The organism is Micromonospora aurantiaca ATCC 27029, from assembly GCF_000145235.1.
GTDB lineage: Bacteria > Actinomycetota > Actinomycetes > Mycobacteriales > Micromonosporaceae > Micromonospora > Micromonospora aurantiaca.
In genome coordinates this window covers 1,132,493-1,144,849 of the sequence record NC_014391.1, presented here as the reverse complement: position 1 = coordinate 1,144,849, position 12,357 = coordinate 1,132,493, and the positions used below count along the sequence as shown (strand labels likewise).

The following is a 12,357-nucleotide window of genomic DNA, read 5'->3' as shown; positions in this document are numbered from 1 at the left end:
CTCCGGCACGACCGACGCCGCTCCGCGACGGGGCGTCGACGCGACCGGAACCGGGCGCCGGGCGTCGGCTCACCCCGGGCCGGAGGGGCCGGGTGAGCGGGCCCGGGGACCGGGCGAGGCGTGGCGTCACCTCGCCCGGACCGGGCGACGGGTCGGATCGCCCGGGGCCTGGCGACGGGGTCAGCTCGCCCGGGGCCAGCGGGGCCGGGCGGTGGGAGCCGACCGGGCGGCGACGGGCCGCAGACCGGGCCGGACCGGCGGCGCGGCGACCCGCGGGACCGGACCGCGCGCCGCCTGAGCCGCGGCGGCCGGGCGGACGGCCTGACCCGGCACCGCCCGCGCCGGCTGTCCCGGCACCGGACGTCCGGCCTGGCCGGCGGCCGGACGGGCGCCGGACGGGCCGGTCAGCACGAACGGGAAGGGTACGTGCACGAACGGGTTGCCGTGCCGGATCAGCGCGTCGATCTGGCGGTCGTTGAGACCGTGTGTCTCCAGCACGCGCCGGCCCCAGCGATGCAACCGGCAGGGGAACGACGAGCCGTCGTTGCGGCACTTCGGCCCCGCGGGCCACTCCTCGGCGGCGTGCACCACCACCGCCCGGACCGCGAGGCGGACGTCCTCGGGGGTCAACGGTGCCGGTACCGGCACCTCGCCCAGGATCTGGTCGATGGGATCCGTCGACTGCTCACCAACTCGCACGGCAGGCCTCCCGCAGCTCGGCAGCGGTGCGGCGGAACGGCCGCACCACATCCTCGACCACTGGTACGGCCGGGAAACGGCAGCAGTTCAATCCCGCCACGCGGCGAGCAGTTCGGCCGGCCCGATCGCCGTGACACCGTCAACCGCGCGGCCACTGCGCACCACCGCGACGACCGGCGTCTGGTCGTCGGCGCCCGGTAGCTGGGCGCGGTGGTGAAGCAGCCGGGCCAGGTCGTGACCGTCGAACGCGCCGTTCTCCAGCCACTTGACCGAGCCCACGAACGTGATCCGCTTGGCCACCGGGCTACGGTCACCGCCGACCAGGTCGATCTCGGGATCGTTGATACGCGTCCAGTACCCGCCCACCACCGCCGTCTCGAACGGCAGGTGCCCCGGCGGCAGCCGGCGCAGCGACTCCCGGATCACCGGTTCGACCGCACGTCCCCGCCATGAGGTCCAGGACGAGTGGATGCGGGCGAGGGTCAGATCCCCTCTGCCGCGCTCGATCTCGGCGAGGTAGGGATCGAGGAAGGCGAGCCAGAAGCGGAGATACGGATCGGCGACCACGTACCGGGTCTCGCGCGAAGGACGGGTGGACAGCGGGAGGGTGGCCTCCACGATCCGTTTGTCAGCCAGCAGTCGGAGCGCGCGGTGCAGCGAAGCCTGCGGGATTCCGCCGGCGGCCCGCGCGATGGAGGAGGCGGTGCGCTCCCCGGAGCCGATGGCGCGCAGCACCACGCCCGGCTGGGACTGCGGCGGAAACTCGGCAGCGAAGGCCCGTTCCCCGCTGACGATCAGTGCGGACGTGGGATCCGGGACAGCCTTGGCGAGGTAGTCGCCCACGGTCTCGCCGGGGGCCCAGTCGTCGAGGACGAGCGGCAGGCCGCCGGTGACGAGGTACGCATCGATGGCATCCGCCGACGGCAGCTGGAGCATCTCGCCCACGTCGCCGGGGCTCAGCGGCGGCACGACCATTTCGGTCGCGCGTTGGTGGAACGGCCGACCGTAGTCGTTGAGCGCCTCCATCATCGCCAGGTCCGAGCCGACGCAGATCAGCAGGACCGGCCTACGGGACAACTCCCGGTCGAAGACCTTCTGGAGGGTGCCCTCGAAACCTGGATCGGTGGCGATGAGGTAGGGCATCTCGTCGAGCACGACGACGCTGGTCTGGTCCGCGGGCAGCGCGGCGGCGAGGAGGGTGAGTGCCGCGTCCCAGGTGGCCGGTGCCTGCCCGGCGAACAGACCCGCTCCGGGAAGTGTCGAGCCGGCCGCCGCCGCAACGAAGAGCCGCAGGTCGGCGGCGGGTGTGGGTTGCGCCGAGGCGGTGAAGAAGAGGTGAGGTACGCCCGTACGCTCGACGAACTCCTCCACGAGGCGGGACTTGCCCACCCGGCGACGTCCTCGCATGAGCACTGCTCGTCCGGGCCGTCCTGCGCGTCAGACCAGGCCGGCGTCCTGGACCAGCAGGGCCACCTGCACGCGGTTGTTCAGGTCGAGCTTCGTCAGCAGGCGCGACACGTACGCCTTCACGGTCGCCACGCTCATGAACAACTCGGCGGAGATCTCCGCGTTGGTCCGGCCCCGGCCGAGCAGCACCGCGACCTCCCGCTCCCGCTCGGAGAGCCCGTCGAGCAGCCGTACCGCCCGCTCCCGCTTCGGGTCCGGGCTCGCCACCGGCGCGGTGCCGGTGACGTGCGCGATGAGCTTGCGGGTCACCGCCGGGGACAGCGTCGCCTCCCCCGCCGCGACCCGGCGTACCGCCGCCACGATCTCGGCCGGCGGGGTGTCCTTGAGCAGGAAGCCGCTCGCCCCGGCACGCAGCGCCCGCAGCACCTGCTCGTCGGCGTCGAACGTGGTGAGCACCAGCACCTCGGGCGGTTCCGGGGTGGCCCGCAGCGCCTCGGTGGCGGCCAGCCCGTCGACCCGGGGCATGCGGATGTCCATCAGCACCACGTCCGGGGCGTACGCGGCGACCGCCGCCGGCACCTCGGCGCCGTCGGTGGCCTCACCGACCACCGCCAGGTCGGGTACGCCGCCGAGGATCATCGACAGCGCGCCGCGGACCAGCGGGTCGTCGTCGACGATCAGCACCCGCACCGGCGCGCTCACCGGGCCGCCCAGGGCAGCCAGGCGGTCAGCCGGAAACCGCCGTCGGCGTCCCGCCCGTGTTCGAGGCGGCCACCGGCGAGCGTGACCCGTTCCGCGATCCCGACCAGCCCGGTACCGGCGCCGGGAATGGCGGTGGGCGACGCGCCGACCGGCCACGGGTTGTGGATCTCCACCGCCAGCCCGTCCCCCGGGCCGCCCGCCAGCCGGACCGTGACCACCGCGCCGGGCGCGTGCTTGCGGGCGTTGGTCAGCCCTTCCTGCACGATCCGGTACGCGCTGCGCCCGATCGCCGCGGGCACCGCCTCCGGCTCGATCACCTCGTCGACCACGGTGACCCGTACCCCGGCGTCGCGGCTCTCGGCGACCAGCGCGGGCACGTCGGCCAGCGTGGGCTGCGGCCGTTCCGGCGTGGCCTCGGAGCCGACCTCGGCCCGCAGCACGCCGATCACCTCGCGCAGGTCCTGGAGCGCGGCGTGCGCGCTGGCCCGGATCACCCCGGCCGCCCGCGCCACCTCCTCCGGCGGCGCGTCCGGCCGGAACTCCAGCGCGCCCGCGTGCAGGCTGAGCAGGGAGATCCGGTGGGCGAGCACGTCGTGCATCTCCCGGGCGATCCGGCCGCGTTCGAGCTGCCGGGCCTGGTCGAGCCGGAGCTGCTGCTCGGCCTCGGCCCGCTCGGCCCGGTCACGCAGGGACAGCACGAGCTGGCGGCGGGCGCGGACGAACAACGCCCACGCGACCACCACGCAGATGAACAGCCCGGTCCACACGGCGGAGGCCCAGACCGGCAGCGTCGGGTCGGGCCGGACCGCGAGGTAGACCGGCAGGCTCAACAGTTGCCAGGCCACCAGCGCCAAGCCCACCGGCAGCGGCCGGTGGACCAGCACGGTGAACACGATGACCAGCAGCGCGACACCGCCGGTGACCGAGAAGAGCGCCAGCGGCGCGGTCGCCACCGCGAGCCCGACCGGCCAGCGCCGGCGCAGCCAGAGCGCGCCGCTGACGAGCAGGCCGACGAGCAGGTCGACCTCCTCCAGCCAGGCCGGACCGGCGTTGAGGCCGAACTCCGGGGTGGCGCTGGTCACGTCGCCGTGCGCGATCAGCACCCAGAGCAGCGAGGCCACGAACAGCACGCCGTCCACGAACCAGTCGCGCGGTGTCCGCCGGGCGGCTCGGGCGGGCACCAGGGAGCCCGGCAGGAGCCAGGGATGATCGGGTACGGCGGCACTGGTCACCCGTCCATGCTAGGAAGCCCTCCGGACCGGCTACCAGCTACCAAAGTCGACGCCTGCGGTGAACCGAGGTCGACGGCGGCGCAGACCGCCGGCCGCAGCGCGTGACCGGTTGGCCCCGGCAGGCTCGACGGCATGATCGAAGTCGACCAGCTCACCAAGCGGTACGGTCCGCACACAGCCGTCGAGGACGTCACGTTCCGGTGCGAACCGGGTTCCGTGACCGGTTTCCTCGGGCCGAACGGCGCCGGGAAGTCCACCACGATGCGGATGATCTGTGCGATGACGCCGCCCACCTCGGGCGGCGCCACAGTCGGCGGACGCCCGTACCGGCACCTGCCCAACCCGGGACGGGAGATCGGCGTGCTGCTCGACGCCTCGGCGCAGCACGCCGGGCGCACCGGGCGGGAGACGCTCACGCTCGCCGCCCGCACCATGGGCGTGGACCGTGGGCGGGTGGCGGCGGTACTCGACCAGGTCGGGCTGAACGACACCGCGGCCCGGCGCCGCGTCGGCGCGTACTCCCTGGGCATGCGGCAGCGGCTCGGCCTGGCTCTGGCGCTGCTGGGCGACCCCCGGGTCCTGATCCTGGACGAGCCGGCCAACGGCCTCGACCCGGAGGGGATCTTCTGGATGCGCGGCCTGCTGCGCGACTTCGCCGACCGGGGCGGCACGGTGCTGCTCTCCTCGCACCTGCTGCGCGAGGTGGAGGCGGTGGCCGACCGGCTGGTGGTGATCGGCGGCGGCCGGGTGGTCGCCCAGGGCGGCAAGGACGAGCTGCTCGCCGGCGCCGGCACGCTCGTGCGCGCCCGCGACGCGCACGCCCTGCGCCTGACGCTGGACCGGGCCGCGCTGCCCGCCACCGCCGGCACCGACGGCGGCTTCGTGGTCCGGGCCGAGCCGGGCCAGGTCGGTCAGGCCGCGGCGGACGCCGGACTGGTCCTCACCGAACTGCGCCCGGCCGGCAGCGGTGGCCTGGAGCAGCTCTTCCTCACCCTCACCGCCGGCGCGTCGACCAAGGAGGCCGTCCGATGACCACCACTGCCGTTCCGACCGCCCCGCCGCGGCACGAGCCGGCCGTCGCCGGTCCCTCGCTGGCCCGGCTGACCGCCGTGGAGCTGCGCAAGCTCGCCGACACCCGGGCCGGACGCTGGCTGCTGATCACGATCGGGCTGATCGCCGCCGCGATCGTGGTGGTGCAGCTGTTCGTCGTCGACGCGCCGGACCAGACGTTCACCGCCTTCTTCACGCCGTCGCTGCTGCCGGTCGGGCTGCTGCTGCCGGTGCTCGGCATCCTCTCCATCACCGGCGAGTGGTCGCAGCGCAGCGCGCTCACCACGTTCGCGCTGGTGCCCCGCCGCGAGCGGGTGATCGTCGCCAAACTCGCAGCGGTGGTGCTCGCCGCGCTCGCCTCGGTGCTCGTCAGCCTGGCCGTCGCCGCCGCCGGCACGCTCGCCGCCCGCGCCAGCGGCGGGGCGGGCGCCTGGACGTTCGACTGGCAACTGCTGCCGCACGCGGCCGTGTTCCAGGTGGCGAGCGTGCTGATGGGCGCCGCCTTCGGCCTGCTGCTGCTGAACACGCCGCTGGCGATCGTCACCTACCTGCTGCTGCCCACGGTGTGGAGCCTGCTCGCCGCGATGATCTCCGCGCTGCGTGAGCCGGCCCGCTGGCTGGACACGTCGTACACGATGGAGCCGCTGCTCGGCGCCGAGATGAACGGCGGGCAGTGGGGCCGGCTCGGCGTCTCGCTCGCCGTCTGGGTGCTCCTGCCGCTGGTCGCCGGTCTGGTGCGCACCATGCGCCGGGAGGTGTCCTGACAGTGACCGCATGGCAACCCGGCGAGGACGTCGTGGTCGACGGCGGACGCGGCGAGCTGGTGCTGATGTGGGCGGGGTTCCCGCTGCTCGGGGCGGGGCTGGGCGCCGGGCTGACCGCGGTGTCCGGCTGGATCGCCGGGCTGGCCTGGTTCCCGTTCCAGGGCCTGTTCGAGTTGCTCGACCGGTGGCCGGACGATCGGGCGTACCCGATCGGGGCCGGGGTGGGCCTGCTCGGCGGCCTGTTCCTGGCGGTGGTGGCGGTCCGCGAGCGGCTGACCGTCACGGTCGGGCACCGGACGGTGCGGCTGCACCGCGACGGGCACGGGCGGGATCTGGCGCGCGCCGCCGTTGCGGGGGTGTTCGTCGACGGCAAGGCGCTGGTGCTGCTGGACACCGCCGGTGGCGAGCTGGCCCGGGAGAAGTCCGACCTGGACGCCGAGCGGCTGCAGGAGGCGTTCACCCGGCAGGGCTGGCCGTGGACCGGGCAGGACCCGCACCGGGACGCGTACCGGCGGTGGGTGGAAGGGCTGCCCGGCCTGCCGTCCGGCGCGGACGCCCTGCTGCGCGCCCGGCAGCGGGCGCTCGACGGCGGCCACGACGCCGAGACCCGGGAGCTGCACGGGGAGCTGGCCCGGCTCGGCGTCGTGGTCCGCGACGAGGGCAAGCGGCAGTACTGGCGGCTGGTCGCCGGCCCGCCGCCGGGGTGACCGCCGCCGCCGGGCTGCGATCTTCGCGCCGAGGATTTACGTTCGTCCATGCGGGTGCGGCTCGCCGGACGGCGGCGGCCCGGCCGGAGTACGTCGGTGCGACGGGAGGGACCGGCATGGCGGTTCGGCGCCTGGTTCCTGCTCGGCGCGCTCGTCTACGCGCTGTACGGCTACCGCCGTTCGGCGCTGGCCCGGCGCGACGAGGACACCGCCGACCGGGCGCGCTGACCGCGCGCCGCCCCGCCGGCCGACGTGACATGCCACATCCGCTGGCGCGTTTCCGGCATCAGAACGAACTGTTCGGGCATGTTCTCCGTACACACGTGTGGTTCGTGACGTCTACCTCGGAGGCATGGTGTCCGCACTTCGAACTGATCCATTCGCGGGGGCGATTCTCCAGGTCGGCGTACTCGCGGCCCTGGCCGGCACGGTCGGCCTGAGCGCGTACGGCTGGCTTGCCGGTCTGCTCTTCGGGGTGGTGACGGTCGCGGCGCTCGGATACGGGCTGCGCCGCTCGGGCGCGGACCGGCTCGGCCCGGCCGACTGGGTGACGCTCACCCGGGCGACGCTCACCGGCGGGGTTGCCGCGCTGACAGTCGACTCGTTCCGCGAGCCGATCGTGGTGCCGGTGCTCGTCGTCCTGAGCGCGGTGGCGCTGTCGCTGGACTGGGTCGACGGGCAGGTGGCCCGGCGTACCGGCACGGTGAGCGCGCTGGGCGCACGGTTCGACATGGAGGTCGACTCCTTCCTGGTCCTGGTCCTCTGCGGGTACGTCGCCGACCAGGTCGGTGCCTGGGTGCTGGTGATCGGCGCGATGCGGTACGTCTTCGTCGCCGCCGGCTGGGTGCTGCCGTGGATGCGCGGCTCGCTGCCTCCGCGCTACTGGCGCAAGGTGGTCGCCGCCACGCAGGGCATCGCGCTGGCGGTGGTGGCGGCAGGCGTCCTGCCCCGGCTGCTCGCGGTCGCGGTGCTTCTCGGCGCGCTCGCGATGCTCGTCGAGTCGTTCGGACGGGACGTCGCCTGGTTGTGGCGGCACCGCGTACCGTCGCGGCGGCGCCCGGTGGCGCTCCCGGCCGCGCCGGTGTCCCCCGCGCCCGCCGGTCACCGCTCCGAGTGGGCGCCGGGCGCGCGGATCGCGCGCGAGCCCGCCGAGGTCGGCGGGCGGCGCCCGTGACCGACCTGTCCCGCCGGGCGGACGGCGACGACGACGCCCCGAACGGCACCGCGAACAACGGCCTCACGACCGACGGCACGACGGCCGAGAGCGACCGCGCCACGAGCGACCCGGGCGACAGTGCCGCGTCCGACGCCGGCCCGGTCGACCGCACCCCCGGCCACACAGGGGCCGGGGACGACGGCGTCGCGACGCCCGGCCGACCGCGCGCCCGGCGGCTGCTCGCCGCGACGGTCACCGCGCTGGCCGCCGCACTCGTGCTGGTGGCGCTCGTCGCCCCGAGCGACGTCAACGGGTTCAGCCCTGGCGCGTTCCTGCGCATCCCGGTGGAAGGGCTGGTCGCCGTCGCCCTGCTGCTGGTCCTTCCGGCACGTCCGCGCCGGGTGGTGGCCACGATCCTCGGCGCGCTGCTCGGCCTGGTCCTCGTCCTCAAGGTCGCCGACCTCGGGTTCTCGCTGGTCCTGGACCGCCCCTTCGACCTGATCGCCGACTGGACGTTCCTCGGCGCGGGCGCGGAGTTCCTGTCCGAGTCGTACGGCCCGGCCGCCGAGGTGGGTGCGGTGGCGCTGGCAGTGGTCGCCGTTCTCGCCGTACCGCTGCTGGTGACGCTGTCGGCACGGCGGCTGGCCCGGGTCGTGGCCGGCCACCGGGTGGTCTCCGCGCGCGCGACCACCGCGCTCGCCGCCGCCTGGGTGGTCTGCGCCGTGCTCGGCGCGCAGATCGTGCCGGGCGTCCCGGTCGCCGCCGACACGGTGGCGGCCGGTCTCTACGACCGGGCCCGGCAGGTACGGGCGGGCCTCAACGACCAGGAGACACTGAACACGCAGCTCGCCGGCGACCCGTTCCAGAACGTGCCGGGCGACGAGATGCTGACCGCGCTGCGCGGCAAGGACGTGCTGTTCACGTTCGTGGAGAGCTACGGCCGGGTCGCGCTGGAGGATCCGGACCTCGCACCGGAGGTGGACGCCGTCCTGGACGAGGGAACCCGGCAGTTGCGCGCGGCCGGATACGGCAGCCGCAGCGCGTTCCTCACCTCGTCCACCACCGGCGGCGGGAGCTGGCTCGCGCACGCCACGCTGATGAGCGGCATCCGGGCGGACAACCAGTTGCGCTACACCAATTTGGTGCGCAGCGACCACCTGACCCTCAACGGCGCGTTCAAGCGCGCCGGCTGGCGCACCACGCTGGTCATGCCGGCGCTCACCCGGGCCTGGCCGGAGGCCGACTTCTTCTCCCCCGACCAGGTGTACGGCGTGAAGGAACTCGGCTACCGGGGTCCGCTGTTCAGCTTCTCCTCACCGCCGGACCAGTACACGCTGTCGACGTTCCAGCGCCGCGAGCGCGGACCCGGGCACGCACCCGTGATGGCCGAGATCCCGCTGCTGTCCAGCCACATCCCGTGGACGCCGGTGCCGCCGCTGGTGGACTGGGACGACGTCGGCGACGGCTCGGTCTACAAGGGGACCGCGCGCGCCGACCGCGCCAAGGAGGGCACCCGGGAGGCGTACCGGCAGTCGGTGGTCTACACGCTGCGCACGCTCATCTCCTACGTGCAGCGGTACGGTGACGAGAACCTGGTGCTCGTGTTCCTCGGCGACCACCAGCCGGCACGGGCGGTCACCGGTGAGGGCGCCGGCAAGGACGTGCCGATCACAGTCGTCGCCAAGGACCCGGCAGTGCTCGACCGCATCGCCGGGTGGGGCTGGCAGGACGGCCTCAACCCCGACCCGCAGGCCCCGGTCTGGCCGATGGAGTCGTTCCGTGACCGGTTCCTGCACGCGTTCGGACCGAAGTCCACCACTCACAGTTAGGGATGTCGTGACGATGCTCGCGCGGGCCTGGGGGATCACCCGTTCCCTGGCCGTCTACCACGGTCAGCCGGCCAAGCACCGGCGTGCCCGGCAGCTCTACGGGCAGTTCCTCTCCCCCGGCGACCTCGGCTTCGACATCGGCGCCCACGTCGGCGGCCGGGTGCGTACCTGGCGGCGGCTGGGCGCGCGGGTGGTCGCCGTGGAGCCGCAGCCGGACTGCCTGCGGGTGCTGCGCCTGGGCTTCGGGCGGGACCCCGACGTGACGATCGAGCCGACGGCGGTCGGTGCGCGGTCCGGGAGCGCGCGGCTGGAGCTGTCCAGCGCGACGCCGACGGTGTCCACCATGTCGTCGTCGTGGATCGAGTCGGTCACAGCCGATCCGAGCTTCGCCGGGGTCCGCTGGGACCGGTCGGTCGAGGTGCCTGTGGTGACGCTGGACGACCTGATCGCGCGGCACGGCGTACCGGCGTTCTGCAAGGTCGACGTCGAGGGCTTCGAGGTCGACGTGCTGGCCGGGCTGAGTCGTCCGGTGCGCGGGCTGTCGTTCGAGTACCTGCCGCCCGCGCACGACGCCGCGCTGGCCGCGTTGGAGCTGGTGGAACGGCTGGGCGCGACGGCGGGCGGCTACCGCTACAACTACTCGCCAGTGGAGACCATGCGGTTCGCCGGCGACCGGTGGCTGGACGCGGCCGGGCTGGTACGCCTGCTGGAGACGTACCGCCCGGCCGGTCGCTCCGGCGACGTCTACGCCCGGCTGGCGGCCTCCTGAGCGGCGCCGTCAGAATCGGTAGGCGGTGTGGTACTCCGGCACCAGCACGCGGCTGCGCGGCGAGACCCGACGCACCTCGGCGACGAGGGCGTCGAGGCGTTCCCGGTCGCTGTCGGCGACAGTCGGCGGGTTGGTGAGCGGCGTCTCGAAGTTGTCCCAGTGCACCGGAACCACGACCTTCGGACGGTCCAGCGCGGCCATCAGCCGGGGCACGTAGTCGGCGGTCGCCGTGGTGGCGGCGGAGGCGACCATCGCGACGTCCGGGGCGAGCCCGCTGAGCTTGCGCTCGTCGAAGTCGCTGGCACCCATGAAGAACACGGCCGGGCCGCCGTCGATCCGGATCTGGTACGCCAGCGTGTCGCCCTCGGGCAGGTCGGCGATCGTCTCCGGACGGGGCGGCCGGCTGACCCGTACCCCGGGGAAGGCCATCGACCAGGTGGGGTTCCGGCTGTGCAGCGAGCCGACCACCTCCACCGTGTACCCGTCGAAGTCGAGCACCTCGCCGCCCTTGACCGGGGCCAGTTGCCCGGTCGGCAGCCCGTACGCCAGGCCGAGGTGATACGCGGTGAGCGTGCCGAAGACCCGGGCACCGGTCCGGGTGGCGATGTGCGGCACGTCGTTGAAGTGGTCCCAGTGGGTGTGGGTGACGAAGATGTTCTCCGCCCGGTCGGCGAGCCGGTCGACCACGTCGGCGGCCACTGTCAGCCGGGTGTCGGGGTTGAACGGCTTCCGGAACAGCCCGGTGTCGTACCGGCTCAGGTACGGGTCGACGAGCACCGTCCGGTCCCCGATGTCGATCCGCCAGCCGGAGGTCCCCCACCAGCGGAAGCTCACCGCGCCGCCGCGTCGCGTACCGCCGGCGGCGCGGCTCGGCGCGGCGACCGGGCTCGGCCCGGCGGCGCGGGCCGGGGCGCCGGCGACGAGTCCGGCGGTGGTGACGGCGGCGGCGCCGACCGCTGTGTCGCGTAGCAGTCGACGGCGGGCGTAGCCGGACGGCCGGTTCTCGGGCATGTGTCGTCCTCCCCGTTCGGGATCGGTGATCGGTAGGCCCAGACCACCACCCCGCCGGCGTCGATGTCCAAGATCGACGAGCGCAACGACCGATATCCGGACCGATATCACCGCAGGCCAGGCCGGTGGCCCGGCCTGGATCAACGCAATGAATCGACGGCTGTCCGGGCCGCCTCCCCCATCGCCAGGTCCACGTCGATCCGGCGGGCGGCCAGCCGTTCGGTACGTACCGCCACCGCGATCGCGTACCTGCGGCCGTCGGGGTACTCCGCGACGCCCGCTTCGAGGTGCAGTCCCGGCAGGGTGCCGGTCTTCCCGGCGACCCGGACCCCGGGTGGGAAGCCGGCGGCCAGCCGGGTCCAGAAGAGCTGCCGTGCCATCAGCTCCCGGACCATGGCGCACGCGGGCGCCGGGCCGGCCTCGTCCCGCCACACCAGACGGAGCAGCCGGGTCAGCTCGCGGGCGGTGCTGGAGCTGGTGTGCTCGGGGTCGAAGACCCGCATCGCGCGGACCCGTTCGGGCGACAGGGTGGGGAAGATCCGCGCGAAGTCCGCCTCGGTGCGTGCGCCCACGTCGGAGAGCATCGTCTCGACGAGTTGCCGGGGGCCGCCGACGATCCGGGTACGCGGCAGGTCCAGCTCCGCGGCCAGCATCGGCAGCACGTCCGCCCCGATCCGGCGCAGGAGCAGGTCGGCCGCCGTGTTGTCACTCACCGACATGGCCAGGTACGCGAGGTCGCGCAGGGAGACCTCCACGTCGTCGGCGCAGCCGGCCACGCCCCAGCCGCCGAGCCGGTCGGCGGCACCGACGAGCACCCGTTCGGTCGGGTCGAGCTGGCCGGCGGCCGCCTGCCGGGCGAACTCCAGCACCACCATGATCTTGAAGACGGAGGCGATGACGATCTGCTCGTCGGCGCGCAGCGCCACCTCACCGCCGGCCGGGTCGTCCACGTCCACGACGTGCAGGCAACCCCGCACCCCGGCCGGCCCGAAGATCTCCCCGATCCGTTCCGCCACATCCACGCCGACACG

General features: G+C 74.2%; 13 protein-coding genes. 7 read left to right on the top strand and 6 right to left on the bottom strand.

From position 1 onward, the window contains the following. Window positions 1-180: 180 nt before the first annotated feature. The 4 genes from MICAU_RS05635 to MICAU_RS05620 all read right to left on the bottom strand — a co-directional run bounded on the left by MICAU_RS05635 (window position 181) and on the right by MICAU_RS05620 (window position 4,040). Window positions 181-699 (bottom strand): hypothetical protein, encoded by a 519-nt coding sequence (locus MICAU_RS05635; protein WP_013284328.1) that lies wholly within the window; start codon window positions 697-699, stop codon window positions 181-183. An 87-nt stretch (window positions 700-786) separates the two neighbouring features. Continuing rightward, entirely contained in the window at window positions 787-2,106 is a 1,320-nt protein-coding gene (locus tag MICAU_RS05630; protein WP_244879725.1) for an ATP-binding protein, read from the bottom strand. Between the two features lie 30 nt (window positions 2,107-2,136). Next, a complete protein-coding gene (locus tag MICAU_RS05625) occupies window positions 2,137-2,829 on the bottom strand; it encodes a response regulator (RefSeq protein ID WP_222947104.1) in 693 nt (230 codons plus the stop codon). Next, window positions 2,805-4,040, bottom strand: a complete 1,236-nt coding sequence (locus tag MICAU_RS05620; RefSeq protein WP_013284325.1) for a sensor histidine kinase — start codon at window positions 4,038-4,040, stop codon at window positions 2,805-2,807. Before MICAU_RS05620 ends, MICAU_RS05625 begins: the two co-directional genes overlap by 25 nt. 132 nt (window positions 4,041-4,172) lie before the next feature. Here MICAU_RS05620 and MICAU_RS05615 point away from each other — a divergent pair, with 132 nt between their 5' ends. The 7 genes from MICAU_RS05615 (at window position 4,173) to MICAU_RS05585 (ending at window position 10,315) form a co-directional block, all read left to right on the top strand. Continuing rightward, window positions 4,173-5,072, top strand: a complete 900-nt coding sequence (locus MICAU_RS05615) for an ABC transporter ATP-binding protein (RefSeq protein ID WP_013284324.1) — start codon at window positions 4,173-4,175, stop codon at window positions 5,070-5,072. After that, the gene (locus MICAU_RS05610; protein ID WP_013284323.1) at window positions 5,069-5,854 is read left to right on the top strand and encodes a hypothetical protein; all 786 of its coding nucleotides are present in this window, start codon (window positions 5,069-5,071) and stop codon (window positions 5,852-5,854) included. Before MICAU_RS05615 ends, MICAU_RS05610 begins: the two co-directional genes overlap by 4 nt. 2 nt (window positions 5,855-5,856) lie before the next feature. Then, window positions 5,857-6,561 (top strand): YqeB family protein, encoded by a 705-nt coding sequence (locus MICAU_RS05605; protein WP_013284322.1) that lies wholly within the window; start codon window positions 5,857-5,859, stop codon window positions 6,559-6,561. Window positions 6,562-6,657: 96 nt separating this feature from the next. After that, window positions 6,658-6,789 carry a hypothetical protein gene (locus MICAU_RS33375; RefSeq protein WP_013284321.1) on the top strand — a complete coding sequence of 44 codons (132 nt, stop codon included), beginning with the start codon at window positions 6,658-6,660 and terminating at the stop codon, window positions 6,787-6,789. A 124-nt stretch (window positions 6,790-6,913) separates the two neighbouring features. Beyond that, window positions 6,914-7,735, top strand: a complete 822-nt coding sequence (locus tag MICAU_RS05595; RefSeq protein ID WP_244879724.1) for a CDP-alcohol phosphatidyltransferase family protein — start codon at window positions 6,914-6,916, stop codon at window positions 7,733-7,735. After that, window positions 7,732-9,546 carry an alkaline phosphatase family protein gene (locus tag MICAU_RS05590; protein WP_013284319.1) on the top strand — a complete coding sequence of 605 codons (1,815 nt, stop codon included), beginning with the start codon at window positions 7,732-7,734 and terminating at the stop codon, window positions 9,544-9,546. The genes MICAU_RS05595 and MICAU_RS05590 overlap by 4 nt, the downstream gene beginning before the upstream one ends. Before the next feature lie 13 nt (window positions 9,547-9,559). Then, on the top strand, window positions 9,560-10,315 hold the full coding sequence (locus MICAU_RS05585) for an FkbM family methyltransferase (protein ID WP_013284318.1): 756 nt from the start codon (window positions 9,560-9,562) through the stop codon (window positions 10,313-10,315). Window positions 10,316-10,324: 9 nt separating this feature from the next. On the opposite strand, the gene MICAU_RS05580 is transcribed toward MICAU_RS05585, so the two are convergent. Next, complete coding sequence (locus MICAU_RS05580) at window positions 10,325-11,326, bottom strand: MBL fold metallo-hydrolase (protein WP_013284317.1); 1,002 nt, start codon at window positions 11,324-11,326, stop codon at window positions 10,325-10,327. A 140-nt stretch (window positions 11,327-11,466) separates the two neighbouring features. Continuing rightward, window positions 11,467-12,348: a serine hydrolase gene (locus MICAU_RS05575; protein ID WP_013284316.1), complete on the bottom strand. Its 882-nt coding sequence runs from the start codon at window positions 12,346-12,348 to the stop codon at window positions 11,467-11,469. Window positions 12,349-12,357 lie beyond the last annotated feature (9 nt).